Here is a 21,932-nt window from a genome sequence, read left to right as displayed (position 1 = left end):
GGCGCCTGTGCATACTTACGTACCGGTACCAGCACACGCGGCGAGGAGAGCATGACCGAAGCCGACGCACCGACCACCGGCGGAGCCGCCGTGACCGGGGACGACGGGGCCGGAGCCACGGCGGACTGGAGGCTCTACACCAGCGACGGCCTGCCGCCCGTCCTGGGGGCCGCCCTGGCCTGCTTCGTGGAGCAGGGGTACCACGGCACCACGATCCGGGAGGTGGCGGCACGGGCCGGCCTGTCGGTGCCGGGGGTGTACCACCACCACCCGTCGAAACACGCCCTGCTGGTCGGCATCGTCACCCGGGCGATGGCGGAGCTGTGGGAGCGCAGCACAGCGGCGCTGGAGGAAGCCGGACCGGACGTCGGGCGGCGGCTGGACCTGCTGGTGGAGTGCCTGGTGCTGTTCCACGCGCACCGGCGGGACCTGGCGTTCATCGCGGCGAGCGAGATCCGCAGCCTGCTCGACGACGACCGCACCACCTACCTCCAGGCCCGCGACCGGCAGCAGCGCCTGATGGACGCGGCCGTCGAGGAGGGCGTGGCGCTGGGGACGTTCACGACACCGTACCCCCGTGAGGTCAGCCGGGCGATCGTCACGATGTGCACGGCGGTGTCCCAGTGGTACCGCGTGGACGGCAGTCTCTCCCCCTCGGAACTGGCCGCCCGCTACCGCACCATGGCCCGCATGACCGTCGGCGCGACACCGCTGGAACCGTCCGCGCCGGCGTAGGCAGCGGCCACGCCCCGCCGTGACCGGACCTCCTCCCGTCGCCCCACCTTGAAGGCGCCGCTCCGCCCGCGCCGCTCCGGGAGCGCTGCGCACTCTCCCGAAAGCGTGAGCACTTCGGCTGCCGCTGTCCGGATGCCGCTCGTTTGAGCGCTCCCGTGACAGTCGACCGCCAAGTGCTCACGCTTTTCAGCAGCCTGCCCTCCGGGGTGGGTCACCTCACCGACAGCCAGGACTCGTTGCGACGCGTGATCCTCGACATCAAGTCGGGGAAGGCCGACCACCTGCTGTGAGGTTCGGGTGAAACATTTCCCGGGGCCACCGCATCAAAGAAGTGAAAGTGGTGGGGCGCGGGAGGGGCGCACTGATGGGACAGGGCGGACGCGTTGACGGGTACGGGGAGTTCGCGGCGGCGCGGGCCGGGCATTTGTACCGGTCCGCGTGCCTGCTCACCGCCGGTGACACGCACCTGGCCGAGGACCTGGTCCAGGAGACCCTGGGGCGGGTGTACCTGCGCTGGGGGCGGGTGGCCCGTGCGGACAACCCCGCCGGGTACGCGCAGACCGTTCTCACCCGCGCGTTCCTGGCCCACCGGCGGCGGCGCAGCAGTACCGAGCGCTCGACCGCCGAGTTCCCGGATCTGCCGGGCGCCGACGCCGACCCGTCCCTGCGGCTCACCCTGCTCGACGCCCTCGCCCGGCTGCCCGCGAAGGACCGCGCGGTGATCGTCCTGCGGTACTGGGAGGACCGCTCGGTCCAGGAGACCGCCAAGGCGATGAACGTCAGCTCGGCGGCGGTGCGGACGCGCAGCGTGCGCGCCCTGGCCCGGCTGCGGGAACTGCTCGGCGAGGAGCTCGTCGAGTACGCCCGGTCCTGACCGGCCGCAGGCCGCCCCCTCCTCACTTCTCCATGCTCATCTGAGTTCACCTCAGTTCACCTCAGTTCACCTCAGTTCACCTCACGGAAGCGGTGGTTCGTCATGTCCGTCGACCAGCACAGCGGCCCCTTCGAGGAGCGGCTCTCCTCCGCTCTGCACGACACCGGCAACGCCTTCGATGCCGACCGAAGTGCCCTCACCGACGGGGGGCGGGCCCGCGGAAGGCGGATGCGGGTACGGCGGCGGGCCGCCGTCCTCGGGGGCGCGGCCGGGATCGCGCTCGTTGGGGTGGGCGGGGCACTCCTCCTGCCCGGCGGGGGCGGGGAGGACGGGCGGGCGTCGGCAGCCTCGGGAGCCGAGGTCACCGCCGCCGCGCAGAGCGCTCCGGCGCCCGTCTCCGGTGAGGAACTCATCCGCACACTGGAGGGACTCCTCCCCGACGGGGAGTTCAGCGGGGAGCAGGGGCGCGGGACCGACTCGCCCTTCGGGCCGTTCGCCCAGGTCGTGTACGACGACGGTGAAGGGCCCGCAGCCGTCGGCGTCAGTCTCCACCGCGTCGAGCCGGGAAGCCCCCAGGCCCGCGAGGCCACCCGGTGCCCGGACAAGGTGTTCACCCCGCACGACAGTTGTGTCACCAGCACTCTGGCGGACGGGTCGAAGTTCGTGATGTTCAAGGGGTACGAGTATCCGGACCGGCGCGTGGACACCAAGTGGTGGAACGCCGTCCTGGTCACGCCCCAGGGGCAGCAGATCAGCGTGAGTGAGTGGAACTCGGCCGCCGAGAAGGACAAGCCCGTCAGCCGGCCCGCGCCCCCGCTGTCCGCCTCGCAGCTCAAAAAAATCGCCACGGCTCCGCAGTGGCGGACCGCCGTCGACGCCATTCCGGAGAGGGCCGGGAAGCCGTCCGCGGCTCCGAGCGCGCCGCCGCCACCCCGTGCCGACGGCCCGGCGGTCCGGGAGACGCTCGCCGAACTCGTCCCCGACCGTGTCGAGGTGGTGTCGAAGGGCGGCCAGGAGTCGGAGTACGCCTATCTCGTCCTCGACGACGGCAAGGGGAAGAGCTTCGTCCAGATCAACGTCCAGCACGGCGTGCTCGGTGACGCCGGCCAGCTCTACGGCTCCGCCGAGACGCTTGACGACGGAACTCTGGTGGCGACCCGGCAGGGGCCGGGTGCGGAGGGCGCCGCCGGTGTCGTCATGTGGACCGTCGACACCCTGCGGGTCGACGGCATGCGCGTGGTGATCAGCGCCTTCAACACCGGTGCTCAGCACGAGGACGCCACGCGCGACGCCCCCGCGCTGAGCATGAAGGAACTGCGGGCGATCGCCCTCAGCCCACGGTGGGACAGCCTGAACTGACCTGTCCGCTAGAAGAACTCCGACCAGGGCTGGTCCCAGACCTGCTTCACGCACAGGACCAGGAAGAGGAGGCCCGCGATGGCGAGCATGGTGTTGCTGAGGGGGCCGTTGCGCCATTCGCGGGGGGTGCGGGCGGAGTTGAGGAGCCAGACCAGGGTGAGGGCGAGGAAGGGCATGAAGGCGGCGCCGAGGACGCCGTAGATGATGATCAGGCGGAACGGCTGGCCTTCGAACAGCAGGATCATGGGCGGGAAGGTCAGCCACAGCAGGTAGGCGCGGAACGGCCAGGACTTCTCCGGCCGACCGGAGGCGATGGCCTCGCCCGTCGACGGCTTCGCCTTCTTCCGGCCGCGGGTCACGAAGTCGGCGAACATCAGGCTCACCCCGTGCCACACGCCGATCAGTGACGTGAACGAGGTGGCGAAGAAGCCGATCAGGAAGAACCTGGCCGTCGTGGCACCGTACTTGTCCTCCAGGATGTCGCTCAGCTGGATCAGGCCCTTGTCGCCGCCGGCGATCGCGACACTGGCGGAGTTCAGGAGTTCGGCGCCGACGACGAGCATCGCGACCACGAAGATGCCGGTGGTGAGGTACGCGACGCGGTTGTCCAGCCGCATCACCTTCATCCAGCCGGAGTCGGTCCAGCCCTTGGCGTTGATCCAGTAGCCGTACGCGGCCAGCGTGATCGTGCCGCCGACGCCGCCGATCAGGCCGAGGGTGTAGAGGACCGAGTCGTCTGCGTCGGGCAGGACCGGGAGCAGTCCGGCGAAGGCGTCGCCCAGGTTCGGGACCACCCTGGCCGCCAGGTAGACCGTCACCACGAACATGACGCCCACCAGGACCGTCATGACCTTCTCGAAGACCGCGTACCGGTTGAACCAGACGAAGGCCAGGCCCACCAGGGCGCAGGCGATGCCCCACCACTCGAGGTCCATCACGCCCGGGAAGAGGGCCTGCAGGGGCAGGGCGCTCGACGACATCGCCGCCGCGCCGTAGACGAAGCCCCAGATGACGACGTAGACGCCGAAGAAGTACGTCGTCCAACGGCCGAGGCTCGCCCAGCCGTCGAACAGGGTGCGGCCGGTGGCCAGATGCCAGCGGCCCGCGGCCTCGGCGAGGGAGATCTTCACCAGGCAGCCGATCACCGCCGCCCACAGGAGGGTGTAGCCGAAGCTGCTGCCGGCGACGAGGGTGGCGACCAGATCGCCGGCGCCCACCCCGGTCGCGGCGACGACGATGCCGGGGCCGATGTAACGCCAACTGGACTTGCGGGGCTGGGGTCCGGGGCCCTGGAGTGGCGCCCCGGTGTCCTGGATGTTTCCGGTGTTTCCCGTGGTGTCCGCCATGAGGGCAAGAAAGCCGATGGAGGCCGGTCGGACAAGGGGGCGTGCGGGGATCTTCACTGGATGCACCTGGTCGGGTGGCCAAAGGGTCAAACGGTCGACCGACATGACGGTATTGACCTGATCATGTCATGCGCGCAGGATTGCGGCACCGCACACCGCACAGCACGTTAGGCACGTCGCCATGGACAACCCCACCTCCCACAAGGAGACTTCATGCGACTTCGCACACGCGGCAGACGCTCCGCCGTGCTCGCCGCACTCCTCGCCCTCGCCCTCGCCGCGCCCGTCTCGATGACGGCCACTCAGGCCGACGCCGACAGCACGGAGCCGGCGGCGGCCTCGGCCGACGACATCCGCCAGTACGAGATCCATCAGCACACGACTCCCGTGACCCGTACGGAGATTCAGCGGGCCGGGGTCACCGTGGACGAGGCCGACGAGGAGACGGTGGTCGTCTCCGGCCGTGCGGACCAGATCCGCACCCTGCGCCAAAAGGGTTACGAGGTGACGCCGTTGGGCGCCGCCCCCGACCGCTCGTCCGCCGCCGACGGTCTGCGGCTGTTCGACTTCCCATCGGCCGACTCCCGCTACCACAACTACGCCGAGATGAACGCGGAGATCGACCAGCGACTGTCGGCGTACCCGAACATCATGAGCAAACGGGTGATCGGCCGCTCCTACCAGGGCCGGGACATCGTCGCCATCAAGATCAGCGACAACGTGACGGCGGACGAGAACGAGCCCGAGGTCCTGTTCACCCACCACCAGCACGCGCGTGAGCACCTGACCGTGGAGATGGCGCTGTACCTGCTGCGCGAACTCGGCGCGGGATACGGCAGCGACTCGCGGATCACCGACATGGTCGACGGCCGGGAGATCTGGATCATCCCGGACCTCAACCCGGACGGCGGCGAGTACGACATCGCCACCGGCTCCTACCGCTCCTGGCGCAAGAACCGGCAGCCCAACTCCGGTTCGTCGTACGTCGGCACCGACCTGAACCGCAACTGGGACTACCGCTGGGGCTGCTGCGGCGGCTCCTCCGGCTCCACGTCCTCCGAGACCTACCGGGGTTCGGCTCCCGAGTCCGCGCCCGAGGTGAAGGTCGTCGCCGACTTCGTGCGCAGCCGGGTCGTGGGCGGGGTGCAGCAGATCAAGGCGGGCGTCGACTTCCACACGTACAGCGAACTGGTGCTGTGGCCGTTCGGCTACACCTACTCCGACACCACGACCGGGATGACGGCCGACGACCAGGCCGCCTTCCGGACGGTCGGTCAGAAGATGGCCGCGAGCAACGGCTACACGCCGCAGCAGTCCAGCGACCTGTACATCACGGACGGGTCGATCGACGACTACCTGTGGGGCACGCACAAGATCTTCGGCTACACCTTCGAGATGTATCCGAGGTCCTCGTCGGGCGGCGGCTTCTACCCGCCCGACGAGGTCATCGAGCGGGAGACGTCCCGGAACCGGGACGCCGTCCTGCAACTCCTGGAGAACGCGGACTGCATGTACCGCTCCATCGGCAAGGAGGCACAGTACTGCCGTTAGCGGCACCGCCGCCCGGCGCGAGGGGTCGTCGCGGTGCTAGGACTTGCCCTCCTTCGCCTCCGCGTCGGCCTTCGCGTCGGCGTCCGGCTCGGACTTCCCGGCGTCGGCGTCCGTGTCGGGCGAGTCCGTGTCGGACGTGTCTGCCTCGGGTGTCTCGGAATCGGGCGTCTCGGGGGCGGACGTCTCCGACTCCGGTGCCTCGTCGTCGAAGTAGGCGTCCAGGACCGCGTCCAGCTCCGTGTCCCACTCGGCGAAGCGGCTGCGGGAGGTGGCCTCGATCTCGATCGGGTACCAACGGCGTTCCGTGGTGTGGACGGTGACCGTGTAGCGCTTGCCGAAGCGGGCGGTCTCCGTCTCCACCGCGCCGATCTCGTCCCAGCGGAACTCGCACTCCTGGTCGTCCAGGCGGAGCCGTACGCCACCGTGGTCGGCGACGATCCTGGCGCGGCGGTCGGACGCCTCGAAGACCGGGCCGTCGGGGGCGGACTCCTCCTCGGAGGCGTCGGACTCGTCGGAGGCGTCCGAGGCACCGGAGGCGTCCGAGGCGTCGGCGGCCTCGGGCTTCTCCGGTGAGGTCTTCTCCTCGGACTCCGCCGCCGTATCCGCGTCCGCCTGCTCCGACGCCGCCTTCGATTCCTCCGGCTCCACCTCGTCCTTCACGTCCGCCTTGCGGCCGGACGCGGGGGCGGTGAGCCCGGGGATGAAGGCCGGGTCGAATCCGGCGCCCTCCAGGGGCTGGCTGCTCGAACCTATGCGCTGCTCCACACCGGAGGAGTATGGTCGACGATCCTGTGCGGGACACAGCCAGCCCCTGTTTTCGTTATCAGACGCCTACATGGGAGCCACCGTTCGCACCAATCGGACGATGATCCGACAGGGTTCGCGGGCCGGAGTCGGCGGGTCGGGTCAGACGGCCAGGCTGAGCGCCGCCGCGACCACGAAGCCGGCCACCGACAGGACGCTCTCCAGCACCGTCCACGTCTTCAGTGTGTCCCGCTCGCTGATGCCGAAGTACTTGGCGACCATCCAGAACCCGCCGTCGTTGACGTGCGAGGCGAAGATGGAGCCCGCCGAGATGGCCATGATGACGAGGGCCACGAACGCCTGGGAGTGGTCCCCCTCGGACAGCAGTGGGGCCACGATGCCCGCCGTCGTGACGATCGCCACCGTCGCCGAACCCTGCGCGACCCGGAGCACCACGGAGATCAGGTACGACAGGACGATCACCGGCAGCCCGACGTCGTTGAACGTGTCGGACAGCGCCTGGGCGACCCCGCTCCCCTTGAGGACCGCGCCGAAGACCCCGCCGGCGCCGACGACCAGCAGGATGTTGCCGACCGGCTTCAGCGAGGACGTCGAGACGGTCTCCAGGGACTTGCGGGACCAGCCGCGCCGGATGCCGAGCAGGTAGTACGCCATGAACAGGGCGATGGTGAGCGCGACGAAGGGGTGGCCGAAGAACTCGACGACCGAGCGCAGCGTCGACTCCTCCAGGGCGATCGAGGAGAAGGTCGCGGCGAGGATCAGCAGGAGCGGCGTACCGATGATGCCGAGGACCGTGCCGAGCGGCACCGGCGTCTCGCGCGGCTCGACGCCTGAGGCGCGCTGCTCGTCGAGGACGGCCTGCTTGGACTCCTCGGCGGCCTCGACCATGTCCTGCGGTACGGCGACGAAGATCCGCTTGCCGATCCAGGCGGAGTAGACCCAGGCGGCGATGACGGCCGGGATGCCGGTGACGACGCCCATGAGGATGACCCAGCCGAGGTCGACGTCGAGCAGTCCGGCGGCGGCCACCGGGCCGGGGTGCGGGGGCAGGAAGGCGTGGGTGACGGACAGACCCGCGAGCAGCGGCAGGCAGTAGAGCAGGATCGACTTGCCGGAGCGTTTGGCGGCGGCGTACACGATCGGCGCGAGGACGAAGATGCCGACGTCGAAGAAGACCGGGATGCCGAAGATCAGACCGGTGAGGCCCATGGCGAGCGGGGCCCGCTTCTCGCCGAACACGCCGAGCAGCCGCGAGGCCAGTACCTCGGCGCCGCCACTGACCTCGAGGATCGCGCCGAGCATGGTGCCGAGGCCGATGATGATCGCGACATGGCCGAGAATGCCGCCCATCCCCGACTCGATGGTGGACACCGCGTCCGAACGCTGGACCGTGCCGAAGAGTTCGGTGACCGACAGGCCGGCCATCAGGCCGACGGCTATGGAAACGCCGAGCAGCGCGACGAAGGGCTGCACCCGCGCCTTGATGATCAGGAAGAGGAGCAGTGCGATGCCGATGGCGGCGACGGTCAGCAGACCGGCGGTGCCGTCGATCAGCAGGAGCAGCCCTCCGGTGTGCGGGGGTGCCTCGGCCGCGGCGTCGGCGGCGAGCGAAAAGGGTGGCTGGGACAGTCGGGACATTCGGGGGTCCTCTGCTTGAGCACACGGAGCTTTCGGGCATGGGGGATCGCGGCACGGCGCCCCAGGGATGGTGGACGCCGTGCCGTGGCACACGAGGTGTGAGGGAGGTACGGAAGACGAAGAAGAAGGGAGCGCGCGTCAGCCCAGTACGGCCAGTGCGTCGATCTCGATGAGGAGCCCCGCGGGCAGGCCGACGTAGACGGTCGTGCGTGCGGCGGGCGGCTGGGTGAGGCCCTGCTCCTCGAAGTAGGTGTTGTAGATCTGGTTCATCTCGGCGAAGTGGTCCACGTCGGTGAGGTAGACGCGGATCATCATCGCGTCGTCCCAGGTGGCGCCGCCCTCTTCGAGGATCGCCTGGACGTTGGCGAGGGTCTGGAGGGTCTGCTCGCGCAGGGTGGGGCCGGCGGGTGTGGGCGCCTTGCCCTCCTCGGCGGGGAGGAACCCGACCTGGCCGGCGACCTGGAGGACGTTGCCCTTCCGCACGCCGTGAGAGAACTTCGCGGGCGGGGTGGTGTGGGTGCTGGGGGTGAGGGCGACTTTCTCGGTCATGCGGGGCTGTCCTTCACTTGAGTTCTGCCGGGGTTCTGCCGGAGTACTCGCCGCTGATCGCGTCCGCGGTGCGGCGGACCAGCGGGAGCAGGGTGAGGAGTTCGTCGGCGGTGACGACGACGTTCGGCGCGGAGACCGACATCGCGGCGACCACCCGGCCGTCGGCGCCGCGGATCGGCGCGGCGACGCAGTTGATGGACTCCTCGTGGCCGCCGAGGTCGGTGGCCCAGCCCTGTTCGCGCACCTTCTCCAACTCCCGCAGGAACGCGGCCGGGTCGGGTGTCGAACGGGGCGTGTACATGGGGTAGTCGAGCTGCTCCGCGAGGGCGCGGCGCTCGGGCTCGGGCAGGTCGGCGAGGAGCAGCTTGGCCACGGCGGCGACGGTGATCGCGACGGGCTTGCCGATCCGCGAGTACATGCGCACCGGGTAGCGGCTCTCCACCTTGTCGATGTAGAGGACCTCGTTCTCCTCGTACACGGCGAGGTGCACGGTGTGGCCGCACCGCTCGTTGAGGCGGGCGAGGTGGGGGTGGGCGATCTCCCGGACGTCGAGGTTCTCCATCGCCTCCTGGGCGAGGGCGAAGAGGCGGGCGCCGAGCCGGTAGCGCTGGTCGGACTGGCGGTAGACGAGTCCGTGCTCGTGCAGGGTGCGCAGCAGCCGCAGCGCCGTGGACTTGTGCACGCCCAGGCGGTCGGCGACCTGCCCGAGGTCGGCGGGGCCCTCGGCGAGCAGCGGCAGGATGCTCAGCGCACGGTCGACGGTCTGGCTCATGGGGTACGTCCCTCCTCCTCGGCCCGGTCCGCGTGGCCCGCGTCCGGGTGCGCGCCCGCGGTGTCGGTCTCGGTCCAACCGGGGCCGAGACGCAGTCTCCCCCACGCCGGGTCGTCCAGGGCGGCCAGCCGGTCGGCCAGCTCGCGGGCGGGGGGTGCGGCGAGGTCACCGGAGGTGGTGAGGGCGGCGGCGGCCGCGAGGTGGCCGTGCCGGAGCCGGTCCCGTACGGGCAGGGCGCGCAGGGTGGCGGAGAGGTACCCGGCGGCGAAGGCGTCGCCCGCGCCGACGGCGGCCACGACGTCCACGTCGAGGGACGGGGCGAAGACCGCGGCGTCGGTGTCCGCGGTGCCGGGGCCGGCCCCGCCCGGGCCGTAGGCCGTCGCGCCGCGGCTGCCCTGCTTGACGACCAGGATCTCCGGTTCCGGCAGCTCCTCCCGTACGGCGGCGGCGTCCCGCAGGCCCCAGGCCTCGCGCGCCTCGTCCTCGCCCACGAAGACGATGTCGGCGCCGCGGGCCAGTTCCAGCAGTACCTCGGGGCCGTGGGCGGCGCTGTCGCGCCACAGTCCCGGCCGGTGGTTGACGTCGAAGGAGACGAGCGGGCGGCCGGGGCGGCGGGAGGTCAGCTCCCGCATGAGGTCCAGGCAGCCGGCGGAGAGCGCGGCGGTGATGCCGGACAGGTGCAGGACGCGGGCGGCGCGGGCGGCGGCCAGGTCGACGGTGTGGGGGCTCATCGCGGAGGCGGCGGAGCCGGCCCGGTAGTAGGCGACCTCGTGGGCGTCGGTGGCGCGGTCGCCGGCGGTGCGGAAGTAGACGCCGGTGGGGCGGTGCGGGTCGCGCCGGACGTACGACACGTCGACGCCGTACTCCCCGACGGCCCGGACGAGGTGGTCGCCGAAGCCGTCCTGGCCGACCGCGCTGATCCAGCGTGCCGGGTGTCCGGCCGCCGCGAGCACGCACGCGGTGTTGGACTCCGCGCCGCCGATGGCCCGTTCGAAGGAGGGCACGTCGGCGAGGCGGCCCGGCCGGGAGGGCAGGAACGTCACCATGGACTCGCCCAGCGCGACGACGTCGACGACCTCCACGACGTCGGGGGCGGTGCGGGGTCCGGTGGCGGTCACGATGGCGGGGCTCCTCGGCGTGGCGGGGTCGGGCGGCGGGGGCGGTGGCGGGCGTCCGCGGCGTCGTCCGCGGTGGCTGCGTGGGGCGGTCGCGTGGGGCGGTCGCGTGGGCGGTTGCGGTGGTGGCGGGGACGCGTTTCCGTTGACCCCGCGTGGCCGAGATGTTAGACAGCCGTAAGCGACATACGCAATGGATGTTGCAGAGAGTGCAACACGCCAGATCAGGGAGGCTCTGATGGTCCTCGACCCCGGCTCCGACAGCTACCAGCACCTCACCGAGGAACGCGTCGACCACCGTTTCAAGGGCCTCCCGCCGGACGCCGCCGGGCTGACCGTCGGCGAGCTGGCCGCCCAGCGCCGCAACCTGTTCACCGGCGGTTTCACCACCCCGGTGCTCGCGCTGTCCGCCGAGCGCCTGGAGCACAACCTGAAGCTGATGGAGACGTACGCGGCCCGGCACGGCCTCGCCTTCGCCCCGCACGGCAAGACCTCCATGGCCCCGCAGCTCTTCCGGCGCCAGATCGAGCACGGCGCCTGGGGCATCACGCTCGCGGTGCCGCACCAGGTGCGGGTGGCACGGTCGTTCGGTGTCCGGCGGATCTTCCTGGCCAACGAGGTGGTGGACGCGGCGGCCCTGCACTGGGTCTCCGGTGAGCTGGACGCCGACCCGGACTTCCGCTTCGTCTGCTACGTCGACTCCGTGCGCGGCGTCGAGCTGATGGACGCCGCCCTCGCCGGGTCCGCCCGCCCGGTGGACGTGGTGATCGAGCTCGCCGCCGGTGAGGGCGCCCGGACCGGGGTGCGCACGGAGGCGGAGTGCGCCGCCGTCGCCGACGCGGTGGCGGGCGCGCGCGGTCTGCGGCTGGTCGGGGTCGCCGGGTACGAGGCCGAGGTGCCGGACGCCGACCCGGAGCGGGTGCGGGCGTGGCTGCGGCGGCTGGTGGCCCTGGCGGTGGACTTCGACAAGGCGGGCCGGTTCGCGGGCCTGGACGAGATCGTGGTGAGCGCGGGCGGCAGCGCCTGGTTCGACACGGTGGCCGACGTCTTCGCCGAGATTCCCGAACTCCCCTCTCCCGTACTGAAGTTGCTGCGCTCGGGCGCGTACGTCTCGCACGACGACGGGCACTACAGCGCGGTGACGCCGTTCAACCGGGTGCCGGAGGAGGGCGCGCTGGAACCGGCGTTCCGGCTGTGGACGCAGATCGTCTCCCGCCCGTCCGCCGACCAGGCCTTCGCCAACGCCGGCAAGCGGGACGCCGCCTACGACCTCGACCTGCCGTTCGCCCAGGTGATCCGCCGGGACGGCGCCGAGCGCCCGGCCACCGGCGTCTCGGTGGTCTCCCTCTCCGACCAGCACGCCTGGCTGCGCACCACCCCGGAGACCGACCTGGAGGTCGGCGACTGGCTGGGGCTCGGACTGTCGCACCCGTGCACGTCGTTCGACAAGTGGGTACTCATCCCCGTGACGGAGGCGGACGGCACGGTGGTCGACTACATCCGCACGTTCTTCTAGGAGGGCCGGGGCATGGAAGAACTCGTCATCCGGGACGCCGACGTCGTGGACGGCTCCGGCGACCTCTCCTACCGCGCGGACGTGGTCGTCGACGGCGGCCGGATCGTCTCGATCGTGAAGGAGGCGGCGGCAGCGGGCTGTCAGCGCCCGAAGGCCCGCCGTGAACTGGACGCCGAGGGGCTGGTCCTGGCCCCCGGCTTCATCGACATGCACGCGCACAGCGATCTGGCGCTGCTGCGCGACCCCGACCACAGCGCCAAGGCGGCGCAGGGCGTCACCCTCGAAGTACTGGGCCAGGACGGCCTGTCGTACGCGCCGGTCGACGACCGCACGCTCGGCGAGGTGCGCTCGGCCATCGCCGGCTGGAACGGCGGCGGGGACGACATCGACTTCGACTGGCGTTCGGTGGGCGAGTACCTGGACCGGCTCGACGCGGGCATCGCGGTCAACGCCGCGTATCTGATCCCGCAGGGCACGGTCCGCGCGCTCGCCGTCGGCTGGGAGGACCGGGAGGCGACGCCCCGGGAGCTGGACCGGATGCGGCAGTTGGTCGCGGAGGGCATGGAGCAGGGCGCGGTCGGCATGTCGTCGGGGCTGACGTACACGCCCGGCATGTACGCCGAGGAGGCCGAACTCACCGAGCTGTGCCGGGTGGTGGCGCGGTACGGCGGCTACTACTGCCCGCACCACCGCTCCTACGGCGCGGGCGCCCTCGAGGCGTACGCGGAGATGGTGGCGCTCACCCGGGAGGCGGGCTGCGCGCTGCACCTGGCGCACGCGACGATGAACTTCGGCGTGAACAAGGGCAGGGCGCCCGAACTGCTGGCCCTGCTGGACGAGGCGCTGGCCGCCGGCGCCGACATCAGCCTCGACACGTACCCGTACACGCCGGGCTGCACCACCCTCGTCGCGATGCTGCCGAGCTGGGCGAGCGAGGGCGGCCCGGAGGAGACGCTCAGACGGCTCGCGGACGACGGGACGGCCGAGCGGATCCGGCACCACCTGGAGGTGACCGGCTCGGACGGCTGCCACGGGGTGCCCATCGAGTGGGACACCATCGAGATCTCCGGGGTGGGCGACCCCGCACTCGGCGAGTACGTGGGCCGCACGGTGCGGGAGTCGGCCGAACTGCGCGGGGAGAGCCCGTGGGCCCTCGCCCGCGAGCTGCTGCTCAAGGACAGGCTGGCCCCGTCGATCCTGCAGCACGTCGGCCACGAGGAGAACGTGCGGGCGATCATGCGGCACCGGGTGCACACCGGCGGCTCGGACGGCATCCTCCAGGGCGCCAAGCCGCACCCGCGCGCGTACGGCACGTTCCCGCAGTATCTCGGGCGGTACGTGCGGGAGCTGGGCGTGCTGTCGCTGGAGGAGTGCGTCGCGCACCTGACCTCGCGGCCGGCCGCCCGGCTGCGGCTCGCGGACCGCGGACTGGTCCGCGAGGGGTACAGGGCCGACCTGGTGCTGTTCGATCCCAAGACGGTGGCCGCGGGCTCCACCTTCGAGCAGCCCCGGGCGCTCCCCGTGGGCATCCCGTACGTGCTGGTCGACGGGCGGTTCGTGATGGAGGACGGACGGCGCACCGACGTACTGGCGGGGCGGGCGGTCCGCAGGTCTCCCCGCTGACCGCCCGCCCGCGCCGGGCGGGTCACGGCTTGGGCGGGGTGCAGCCGCCCGCGTGCGGGTCGAGCCTGCCGTCCAGGCCGAAGCAGGCGGTGAGCGGGTAGGTCTGCTGGACGTAGTTGATGTTCCGGCGGACCGTGACGGCGCCGTTCTCGTCGGCCTCGCACGGGTTGTTCATCGTGCAGCGTCCGCCGCCCGTGTTGCCGGTGGCGTCGTCGACGACCGGCGAACCGGGATGGCCGTGCCGGCCGCCACCCGTGCCAGGATCTCCCGGACCTGCGGAGGGGGAGGCGGCCGGCGTGGGGAGGGTGGGTGTGGAGGTGGTGGAGGCGTCGGACCGGTACACGTTCGGGGGAACCCGGGGCCGTCGAGCGCCGCGCCCCCGCCCCGCCCGAGAGGGCTCGGATGGGGCGCCGCACGGCGGGAAGGCGGGGGACCACGGGGCCCCGCGCGGACATAACGACCCGAACCGTTGCGTCTCACGTGGCGGATGACACGACGCACGAGCCATTACCGAGCCGTAAGCTCCCAGCATGCAGGTGATCCAGTCGACCAAGCTCGCCAACGTCTGTTACGAGATCCGGGGCCCGGTGCTCGAGGAGGCGATGCGGCTGGAAGCTGCCGGTCACCGCATCCTCAAGCTGAACACCGGCAACCCGGCCGCCTTCGGCTTCGAGTGCCCGCCCGAGATCCTCGAGGACGTCCTGCGCAACGTGTCGTCGGCGCACGGCTACGGCGACGCGAAGGGGCTGCTGGCCGCGCGCCGGGCGGTCGTCATGCACAACCAGACCCTCGGCATCGAGACCGACGTCGAGCACGTCTTCATCGGCAACGGCGTCTCCGAGCTGATCGTGATGGCGATGCAGGGGCTGCTGGACGACGGGGACGAGGTGCTGGTCCCGGCGCCGGACTACCCGCTGTGGACGGCCGCCGTCTCCCTGTCGGGCGGCACGGCGGTGCACTACCGCTGCGACGAGCAGTCCGACTGGATGCCGGACCTCGCCGACATCGAGCGCAAGGTCACCGACCGCACCAAGGCGATCGTGATCATCAACCCGAACAACCCGACCGGCGCGGTGTACGACGAGGCGATGGTCAAGGGCCTGACCGACATCGCCCGCCGCCACAACCTGCTGGTCTGCTCGGACGAGATCTACGACAAGATCCTCTACGACGGCGCCGTCCACATCCCCACCGCCTCCGTCGCCCCCGACCTGCTCACCCTCACCTTCAACGGCATGTCGAAGGCGTACCGGGTGGCCGGCTACCGGGTGGGCTGGATGTCGGTCTCCGGGCCCCGCGCGCACGCCGACTCCTACATCGAGGGCCTGACGATCCTGGCGAACATGCGCCTGTGCGCGAACATGCCGGGCCAGCACGGAGTGGTCGCCGCGCTCAGCGGACGCCAGACGATCAACGACCTGGTGCTGCCGGGCGGCCGGCTGCGCGAGCAGCGGGATGTGGCGTACGAGCTGCTGACCCAGATCCCGGGCGTGACCTGCGTGAAGCCGAAGGGGGCCCTGTACCTCTTCCCGCGCCTCGACCCGAACGTCTTCAAGATCAGGGACGACCGGCAGATGGTCCTGGACCTGCTGCGCAACGAGAAGATCATGGTCGTGCACGGCACCGGCTTCAACTGGACGGAACCCGACCACTTCCGGGTGGTGACCCTGCCGTCGGTCGACGACCTGCGGGACGCGATGGGCCGGATCGCCCGTTTCCTGGACGGCTACGGCCAGCTCTGACGAGGTGCGCGCTCACCCTGCGTGCCTAAGCTGTCCGATCTTGTGAACGACTCAACTTTAGACGAAATCCAAGCTAGGATGGTTTCCTGCCAGCACCCAGGAGGCCATCCATGTACGAACCGATCCGCAGTAAGTCGGTCCACCGCACGATGGCCGGCACCCCCCACGACTTCCCCCACCGCTCCCGTGAGGAAGAGCTGGACATCCAGCTCGCGGGCCATCTCGCCGCGCTGCTCGCCGTCACCGACGAGCTGCGCGTCGCGGCACCCTCGGCCGATCTGGACACCGCGGCCGAGCGGCTCGCCGAGCAGGTGACCCGCCTGCGGGGAGGACGTAAGCCGGCTCGCGCGTCGGCGACCACGAGGGGCCGCCAGGCGAACGCCGCGGCCCTGCACCGACAGGCGCACGCCCGCGCGGGCCGCGCCCTGGTCGTCGCCGCCTCCCGCGCCGACACGGTGGCCGCGATTCTGGCCGCCGAACGGATGGACGCGCACACCGCGGCCCTCGAACCGCGCGACCTCGCGTCCCGCTGAGCCCACCGGGCTCCCCCAGACGGCCCCGGTCCGTGTGCACCCGCAGCGACGCACGGACCGGGCGCCACGCACCGCGCACCCCGACGGGGCACCCCGGGCAACCCGCCCGGGGTGCCCCGTCGGCGTTTCCCCGCGGGATCGGCTCGTGTATGCAGATCAGCCCGCGTACTCCGACGCGCCCGCCGTGCGGCGGATCTCCGGCAGCGCCGAGTGGAGCGCGACCGAGAGAACAAAAAGGGCGAAGTAACTGCTTTTCGGTGGGGTGAATTCCCTGAATGTCCTTGGGCTTGACGAACTCTCGATCCGTTGGTCAATAATGCGCCCGCGCACCCGCGAGCCGGCCTTTCACCTGCTCACGGGCGGCGGAACGTAGCCGGCTTCCGGGCCTGGTACGTAGACGGCAGGCCTTCTGTGGGGTCTGGTCATCACACTTCCGACTTGGAACTGACTCGGGTTCGCACATCCGCGCCGGCTTTCACTGATGCGCTGAGCGGGCTGCGGCAGGACTCACAGCAGTCCCAGTCCCAGAAAGGCTGGAATCGGATGTCGGTCCCCCCCTCCGCCGAATCCTCACGAGCCGCCCGGCCCGTGGCCCTGTCCCGAACCACAGTGGCATCCGATGCCCCCGCCCGCGCCACCAGCGTTGAACGGCCTGGCGGTCACCTCCCTGGTGACGTCGCTGCTCTGCCTCGCGCCCCTGGGGCTGGTCTTCGGCTGTATCGCGCTGTGGCAGATCCCCAGACGGAGGCAGCGGGGCAAGGGACTGGCGATCGCCGGTGTCTCCGTCTCCGGAGCGATTCTCCTGCTGGCCGCTGTCGTCATCCCGGTCATCGACTTCAGGATCTGGACACTTCCCGCTCGCAGCGACAGCGGCGACGTCACAAAGCCGGGCTGGACCACGATCCAGTCGATCCGCACCGGTGACTGCTTCACCCCGCCTGGCGGACTGCCGAAACCGGGAAGACCGCCGCTGGGCGGAAGTGTGGAACTGATCCCCTGCGACAAACCGCACCGCGCGGAGGCCTACGCCTCCTTCACCCTCACCGAGGGTGACTTCCCGGGGCTCGACGGCATCACGGCGACCGCCTGGCCACAGTGCGCGAGGCTCTTCATGGACTACGCGCTCGATCCGCTGGCCTTCGGACGACTGCAGACCTACTACTTCCATCCCGACGAGGAGGGATGGGCGGCCGGGCGGCGCACCGTGGTGTGCTGGGTGGCCCGGCCGGACAACACCGAACTCGACGTCTCGGTGCGCGGGAACGCCTCCGATCTGGACGCCGCCCAACTGGAGTTCCTCGCGGCGGTGAAACCGCTGAACACCGCCGGCGCACTCCGCCCGGCGAAGAGCCCGCAGCAGGACCTCGCCGGCGCCACCGCCTGGGCCGGAGACATGGCCCAGGCGCAGGCCGAGACCATCCGACTGCTCAAGGACGCCGACCTTCCGGGCGCGGAAGCGCCCACCGGCCGACTCGTGGCGGACCTCGAAGCAGGACTGCCCTTCTGGCAGCAGGCAGCCGAAGCACCCGACGCCGACGCCTTCCTCAGCCATCTGCGGTCCCTCGACCGGCACAACGGAGAGCAGCACCACCGCCGGATACGCGGCCTGCTGGATCTCCCCCTGCCCGCGTCCGAACCGACCCAGGAACTCGAGCGCACCGCCGCCTCCGCAGCCGACCGGGCCCGCCGGGCCGGCAGGGATCGCAGTTGAATCGTCAGTGAGCAGGGACGTTGCGCCCGGCGGGGGCAGCAGCGATCGCCGTCACCCCTGGTGGCCGCATGCGCCATTGGCTCTGTCCACGTGTTTCGACGGCGTCCGAGGCAGCCGTTCAGGCCGACCAAGCCTCACCGGAGTGCCACTGCCGCACCCACCGCTCGAAGCCCCATGCATCCTCCCCGGGCACCGGGCCGGCCCCCACGTCGGCCACCATCCAGACCTCGCCCCGGCGGGGCCCCGCGGTCACCAGCACCCAGAACGACTGCCCGTCCTCCGAGCCGAGAACGACCGACCCCTTGGTGTACACGGCATCGGTGCGTGGATCGCCCTCAGGATCGACCGTCTCGTCGTCCTCCCACTGCCAGGCCGCCTCCAGGGGGAACAGTTCTCCCGGCTGCCGCGGACCGAGGTCCGGCCAACTCTCCGGCAGCCACCCGAGCGGCTGCAGACCGCCGTCCTCTGCGGGACCGAGGCTGCACCCGTTGCTGATCTCCGCAACGAAGGTTCTGTACGGCTCCGGGAGCGTCACCCGGTTCTCGGTCTCCCACACGGCTACGCCCTCATAGCCGAGGGGAGGCTCACGCCACTCGGGCGCAGGAAGGTGATTGCCTCGGTACACATGAAAGGATTCTTCCGAATGACCGACTGGGTTCAGCGCATTACCGACATCACGTCGTGGGAGCCGCTCGACGTGCGGATCGACTGGCGACCCGTGGAGGAACGGCTGGGTTTCGGTCTGCCCGAAGACTTCAAGAAGATCGCGGAGACCTTCGGGGTGGGGGGATTTCAGCGGCTACCTGAATCTCCTCACCGGGCAGGAGATGAACGACTTCAGCGTCATCGGGGTGCTGACGGGGCTGCGCCGCGTGCTGACCCGTGTTCTGCACCGCGACGAGGCCTACTCCCCCTACCGGATCTTCGACGGCGACAGGGAGAAGGGTGGCCTGATTCCCTGGGGGAGGGGTGTGGAGGAGGCCGAGTTCTTCTGGCTGGCGGAGGGCGACGACCCGAATCACTGGCCCGTTGTCGCGAGGCTTGACGCCGAGGAGGAATGGCACCGATTCGACATGAGTACGGCCGAGTTCGTTTTCCGGATGCTGGATGAGGATGAGACGGTGGAGCCGTTCACCGTTCCGGAGGAATTCGGGGCGCCTCGTCATCTCGCGTATTGACGGCACCTCTCCGCGGTCGTGGGCGTGGGCGTGGGCGTGGTCATGGTCGTAGTCGTGGCCGCGGTCAATGCCGTTCAGTTGTCTTGATTTTTCACGAATGGGCCGTCGGTGAACTGACGGCCCATTCGTGATGAGGGCCAGTGGCCCCGCGCGGGTGAGAGCCGGTGGCCCCTGTGCGGTGAGGGCCGGTGGCCCCTGCTGCTGAGCCCCTGCTTCCAGGACAGCACCAGCCGGCGTCGGCTACAGAGCCCGGGGAGGGTACCGACGACAGGGCCCGCTAGGGGGTGCCTCTATGTCTTTCGTCAAGGCACCCCCCGTGGCCAGGACAGTAAGCGGGGGGGGAGAGGCCCTCGCCGAGGTGCCGGATCACGTTGGTGACGAGCTCGCTCGCGCAGAGCTGGACGTCGACGCCGTAGTCGCGCAGGGCGCGGCGCACTCCGGACACGGCCGCCGGGGTGGCGAGCAGTTCCAGGGTCAGAGGTGGTCGCCTCACGCGTCCCCCTTGCGGAGGGCGGCGGTCAGGGCGCGGGCGGTGAGCAGGTTGCAGTTGCCGAGCGCGATCAGCGGCCGGGTGGGGTAGCGGGCCGCGAAGGTCGGGATGTCGACGCCGAGGGACGGGAGCGTGATGCCGTGCGCGGCGAGCGCGTCCCGCAGTTCCTCGACGCAGGCGTCGGCCGAGGCGGGGTGGGGGTCGTGCATGGGGAGTTCACACCTTCCAGTGCCGTGAGTGACGAACCGCTCACACTCTGCCGCCGAACTCCGTAGCGTGACAGGGGTTCGGGCTCCCGGCCCTGAACTGCACGTATGCCCGGCAGGAGTCGGCGCGGGCCGGGGAACGCCGGGCAGTGGGCGGTAACGGCACACCGAGGACGGTGAACGATGGGGCAGCGCAAGGACATCGACGGATCAACGGGCGTCCCGACCTTCTACGGCAGCGAGTTGCGGTGGAAGCGGGAGGAGGCCGGGCTGACGCTCCAGCAGCTGGTCGAGGGCAGCTTCTACGGCCCCAGTCACCTCAGCGAGATCGAGCGCGGCACACGCCGCATGCCGGCGGAACTCGCCGACCACGTCGACAAGGTCCTCGGCACGGACGGCTTCTTCCGCCGCCGCTGCGAGGACGTGCGGCGGGCGAAACGGCGGGGACACGCGAGCTACTTCGAGCGGGTGCTGGATGCGGAGAAGCACGCGGAGACCATCGAGGAGTGGTGTCCGACCCTGATTCCTGGCCTGTTGCAGACAGATGCGTACGCGCGGGCCGTGGTGCGAGCGACGCACCCACTGGCACCGGACGAGGAGGTGGAGGAGAAGGCCACCGCCCGGCTGGCGCGCGCCCGCCTCTTCGAGGAGAACCACAAGACCCCGGTGTACTGGGCAATCCTGTCCGAGTCCGTGCTGCGCCAGCCGATCCTCCCGCCGGAGCAGGCGGCCGAACAGCTGGAGCACATCGCGGCACTGGCCCGACGGCACCGGATCGTTCCCCAGATCCTTCCGTGGAACTGCGGGGCACATCCCTTCATGCTGGGCACTGCAATGATCATGACCTTCCCTGATGCCCCACCCCTGGTCTACACGGAGGCGCTGCACAGCGGGGACACCATCGACGATCCGGGTCTCGTGAAGGAGTACCGCAGGTCGTACGATCTGCTCAGGGCCGCCGCACTGCCTCCGAAGGCGTCCCTCGCCCTGATCGAGCAAGCGGCTGAGGATGACCGAAATGGCAAACCACGGAACTGATTTGCGCACGGCCGTCTGGCGCAAGAGCAGCTACAGCAACGGCAGCGGCGGCAACTGCGTAGAGGTGGCCGAGGCCTTCCCCGGCGCCGCCCGCTGGCGCAAGAGCACCTACAGCAACGGCGACGGCGGCAACTGCCTCGAAGTGTGCGACGCCCACACCGGCGTCGTCCCCGTCCGCGACTCCAAGGTCCCCCACGGCCCGGTCCTCACCATCACGGCCCCGGCCTGGACGTCGTTCGTCACGTCCCTCAAGTCGGCGCCCACCGCGTGACGCAGCCGTCCGGCGTCGACCTCTTCGACACCGACCGGCTCCGCCTGATCGAAGCCCCGCCGCCCCGGCTGTCCCCCGAGGACCGTCACGCCATGGACGACGCCTGGGACGCGGCGGTCCGGGTCAACCCTGCCCTGTTCGACGGGCCGGTGGCCGGGTGTACGGGTCTGGAACACGACGCACGTGACGGCCTCGTCCTGACCTGGGTGCGGGCGACCCACCGGTTCTACGTCCTGCGCAGGGTGCCCGGCGCGTCCGTACGGCTGCCGTCCCTGTTCGTGGCCGTCGCGCAGCCGGTGGACGACGGGCGCCTGCTGGTGGGGCGGATGGCGTCCTGGACGACCGCGCCCGGCCGCTGGCAGCTGCCGGGCGGCTCGGTCGAACCCCCACCGGACGGCGAGCCCCTCGACCTGGCTGCCCTCCGCCGTCACGCGTCCCGGGAGCTGGCCGAGGAGACCGGTGTCGACACTCCTGCCGACGACCTCACCCCCTGGCAGGTCACCCGGGGCGCGAACGGCAGTGTCGGCGTCCTGTTCCAGGCCCCGCCCCGACCGGAGCCCTGGCTGTACGAGCGCTTCGCCGCCCTCACCTCCGCCGAACACGCCCTCGGCCGCGTCCCGGAACTGGACCGCCTCGCCCTCGTCCGCTCCCGCGCCGACCTGACCGGCCTCGGTGGCCTGCGGGTGGCCTACCTGGAGCCGGTCCTGCGCCGCCACGGCCGGTTCCGGCCCACCGGTCGGACGGGCGAGCCCGCCACAGGTCGCGGGGCACCGCGATCTCGGCCAGGTGGTGGATGAACCCGAGGTCGGCCTCCGGCCGTGGCAGGCAAGGTGGACTTCGGTGGTCACGCCTCCCGGGCTCGGCCGAGGACGGAGTCGATCCGCACCAGCCGTCCGAGGGACGCTGCCGTCACCTGGTTG

The 21,932-nt window shown here is 70.8% G+C and carries 22 protein-coding genes; 13 read left to right on the top strand and 9 right to left on the bottom strand.

Annotation, left to right across the window (positions count from 1 at the left end; genetic code table 11):
- The first annotated feature begins 51 nt into the window (after positions 1 to 51).
- The 3 genes from ACVW19_RS21590 (at position 52) to ACVW19_RS21580 (ending at position 2,968) form a co-directional block, all read left to right on the top strand.
- Positions 52 to 735: a TetR/AcrR family transcriptional regulator gene (locus ACVW19_RS21590; RefSeq protein WP_457460960.1), complete on the top strand. Its 684-nt coding sequence runs from the start codon at positions 52 to 54 to the stop codon at positions 733 to 735.
- A gap of 364 nt (positions 736 to 1,099) precedes the next feature.
- Positions 1,100 to 1,609, top strand: coding sequence for a SigE family RNA polymerase sigma factor (locus tag ACVW19_RS21585; RefSeq protein WP_457460959.1), 510 nt, complete (start codon positions 1,100 to 1,102; stop codon positions 1,607 to 1,609).
- Positions 1,610 to 1,711: 102 nt separating this feature from the next.
- Positions 1,712 to 2,968 carry a hypothetical protein gene (locus ACVW19_RS21580; RefSeq protein WP_457460958.1) on the top strand — a complete coding sequence of 419 codons (1,257 nt, stop codon included), beginning with the start codon at positions 1,712 to 1,714 and terminating at the stop codon, positions 2,966 to 2,968.
- Positions 2,969 to 2,976: 8 nt separating this feature from the next.
- Here ACVW19_RS21580 and ACVW19_RS21575 read toward each other — a convergent pair whose 3' ends face one another.
- Positions 2,977 to 4,314, bottom strand: a complete 1,338-nt coding sequence (locus ACVW19_RS21575; protein ID WP_457460957.1) for an Nramp family divalent metal transporter — start codon at positions 4,312 to 4,314, stop codon at positions 2,977 to 2,979.
- A 213-nt stretch (positions 4,315 to 4,527) separates the two neighbouring features.
- Between ACVW19_RS21575 and ACVW19_RS21570 the strand changes: the two genes are divergently transcribed.
- Positions 4,528 to 5,865, top strand: coding sequence for a M14 family metallopeptidase (locus ACVW19_RS21570; protein WP_457460956.1), 1,338 nt, complete (start codon positions 4,528 to 4,530; stop codon positions 5,863 to 5,865).
- Positions 5,866 to 5,901: 36 nt separating this feature from the next.
- On the opposite strand, the gene ACVW19_RS21565 is transcribed toward ACVW19_RS21570, so the two are convergent.
- The 5 genes from ACVW19_RS21565 to ACVW19_RS21545 all read right to left on the bottom strand — a co-directional run bounded on the left by ACVW19_RS21565 (position 5,902) and on the right by ACVW19_RS21545 (position 10,707).
- On the bottom strand, positions 5,902 to 6,630 hold the full coding sequence (locus tag ACVW19_RS21565) for a hypothetical protein (RefSeq protein WP_457460955.1): 729 nt from the start codon (positions 6,628 to 6,630) through the stop codon (positions 5,902 to 5,904).
- Between the two features lie 141 nt (positions 6,631 to 6,771).
- Positions 6,772 to 8,268 carry a GntP family permease gene (locus tag ACVW19_RS21560; RefSeq protein ID WP_457460954.1) on the bottom strand — a complete coding sequence of 499 codons (1,497 nt, stop codon included), beginning with the start codon at positions 8,266 to 8,268 and terminating at the stop codon, positions 6,772 to 6,774.
- A 138-nt stretch (positions 8,269 to 8,406) separates the two neighbouring features.
- Positions 8,407 to 8,817 carry a RidA family protein gene (locus ACVW19_RS21555; protein ID WP_457460953.1) on the bottom strand — a complete coding sequence of 137 codons (411 nt, stop codon included), beginning with the start codon at positions 8,815 to 8,817 and terminating at the stop codon, positions 8,407 to 8,409.
- Between the two features lie 13 nt (positions 8,818 to 8,830).
- Positions 8,831 to 9,589, bottom strand: a complete 759-nt coding sequence (locus ACVW19_RS21550) for an IclR family transcriptional regulator (protein ID WP_457460952.1) — start codon at positions 9,587 to 9,589, stop codon at positions 8,831 to 8,833.
- Positions 9,586 to 10,707, bottom strand: a complete 1,122-nt coding sequence (locus ACVW19_RS21545) for a sugar kinase (RefSeq protein ID WP_457460951.1) — start codon at positions 10,705 to 10,707, stop codon at positions 9,586 to 9,588. Before ACVW19_RS21545 ends, ACVW19_RS21550 begins: the two co-directional genes overlap by 4 nt.
- 235 nt (positions 10,708 to 10,942) lie before the next feature.
- Here ACVW19_RS21545 and ACVW19_RS21540 point away from each other — a divergent pair, with 235 nt between their 5' ends.
- Complete coding sequence (locus ACVW19_RS21540; RefSeq protein WP_457460950.1) at positions 10,943 to 12,220, top strand: amino acid deaminase; 1,278 nt, start codon at positions 10,943 to 10,945, stop codon at positions 12,218 to 12,220.
- Positions 12,221 to 12,232: 12 nt separating this feature from the next.
- Complete coding sequence (locus ACVW19_RS21535; RefSeq protein ID WP_457460949.1) at positions 12,233 to 13,843, top strand: N-acyl-D-amino-acid deacylase family protein; 1,611 nt, start codon at positions 12,233 to 12,235, stop codon at positions 13,841 to 13,843.
- Positions 13,844 to 13,865: 22 nt separating this feature from the next.
- Here the strand turns inward: ACVW19_RS21535 and ACVW19_RS21530 are convergent, their stop codons facing one another.
- Positions 13,866 to 14,186: a hypothetical protein gene (locus tag ACVW19_RS21530; protein ID WP_457460948.1), complete on the bottom strand. Its 321-nt coding sequence runs from the start codon at positions 14,184 to 14,186 to the stop codon at positions 13,866 to 13,868.
- 187 nt (positions 14,187 to 14,373) lie between these two features.
- Here ACVW19_RS21530 and ACVW19_RS21525 point away from each other — a divergent pair, with 187 nt between their 5' ends.
- The 3 genes from ACVW19_RS21525 (at position 14,374) to ACVW19_RS21515 (ending at position 17,829) form a co-directional block, all read left to right on the top strand.
- Positions 14,374 to 15,585, top strand: coding sequence for a pyridoxal phosphate-dependent aminotransferase (locus ACVW19_RS21525; RefSeq protein WP_457460947.1), 1,212 nt, complete (start codon positions 14,374 to 14,376; stop codon positions 15,583 to 15,585).
- A 110-nt stretch (positions 15,586 to 15,695) separates the two neighbouring features.
- Positions 15,696 to 16,118: an SCO4983 family protein gene (locus ACVW19_RS21520; protein ID WP_457460946.1), complete on the top strand. Its 423-nt coding sequence runs from the start codon at positions 15,696 to 15,698 to the stop codon at positions 16,116 to 16,118.
- A gap of 619 nt (positions 16,119 to 16,737) precedes the next feature.
- Positions 16,738 to 17,829, top strand: coding sequence for a DUF4190 domain-containing protein (locus tag ACVW19_RS21515; protein ID WP_457460945.1), 1,092 nt, complete (start codon positions 16,738 to 16,740; stop codon positions 17,827 to 17,829).
- Positions 17,830 to 17,947: 118 nt separating this feature from the next.
- Here the strand turns inward: ACVW19_RS21515 and ACVW19_RS21510 are convergent, their stop codons facing one another.
- The gene (locus ACVW19_RS21510) at positions 17,948 to 18,385 is read right to left on the bottom strand and encodes an SMI1/KNR4 family protein (RefSeq protein ID WP_457460944.1); all 438 of its coding nucleotides are present in this window, start codon (positions 18,383 to 18,385) and stop codon (positions 17,948 to 17,950) included.
- A gap of 271 nt (positions 18,386 to 18,656) precedes the next feature.
- Between ACVW19_RS21510 and ACVW19_RS21505 the strand changes: the two genes are divergently transcribed.
- Complete coding sequence (locus tag ACVW19_RS21505) at positions 18,657 to 19,007, top strand: hypothetical protein (protein ID WP_457460943.1); 351 nt, start codon at positions 18,657 to 18,659, stop codon at positions 19,005 to 19,007.
- Positions 19,008 to 19,496: 489 nt separating this feature from the next.
- Here ACVW19_RS21505 and ACVW19_RS21500 read toward each other — a convergent pair whose 3' ends face one another.
- Positions 19,497 to 19,706 (bottom strand): hypothetical protein, encoded by a 210-nt coding sequence (locus ACVW19_RS21500; RefSeq protein WP_457460942.1) that lies wholly within the window; start codon positions 19,704 to 19,706, stop codon positions 19,497 to 19,499.
- A 180-nt stretch (positions 19,707 to 19,886) separates the two neighbouring features.
- Here ACVW19_RS21500 and ACVW19_RS21495 point away from each other — a divergent pair, with 180 nt between their 5' ends.
- From ACVW19_RS21495 to ACVW19_RS21485, 3 genes are read left to right on the top strand one after another with little or no spacing between them, the layout of a single operon-like run.
- Positions 19,887 to 20,741, top strand: a complete 855-nt coding sequence (locus tag ACVW19_RS21495; RefSeq protein WP_457460941.1) for a helix-turn-helix domain-containing protein — start codon at positions 19,887 to 19,889, stop codon at positions 20,739 to 20,741.
- Positions 20,722 to 21,012 (top strand): DUF397 domain-containing protein, encoded by a 291-nt coding sequence (locus ACVW19_RS21490; protein ID WP_457460940.1) that lies wholly within the window; start codon positions 20,722 to 20,724, stop codon positions 21,010 to 21,012. Before ACVW19_RS21495 ends, ACVW19_RS21490 begins: the two co-directional genes overlap by 20 nt.
- Positions 21,009 to 21,809, top strand: a complete 801-nt coding sequence (locus ACVW19_RS21485) for an NUDIX hydrolase (protein WP_457460939.1) — start codon at positions 21,009 to 21,011, stop codon at positions 21,807 to 21,809. The genes ACVW19_RS21490 and ACVW19_RS21485 overlap by 4 nt, the downstream gene beginning before the upstream one ends.
- Positions 21,810 to 21,932 lie beyond the last annotated feature (123 nt).

This window comes from Streptomyces sp. TE5632 (assembly GCF_054061295.1).
Note: the sequence above shows the minus strand (reverse complement) of the source record. Positions and strands in the feature narration are given on the sequence as shown.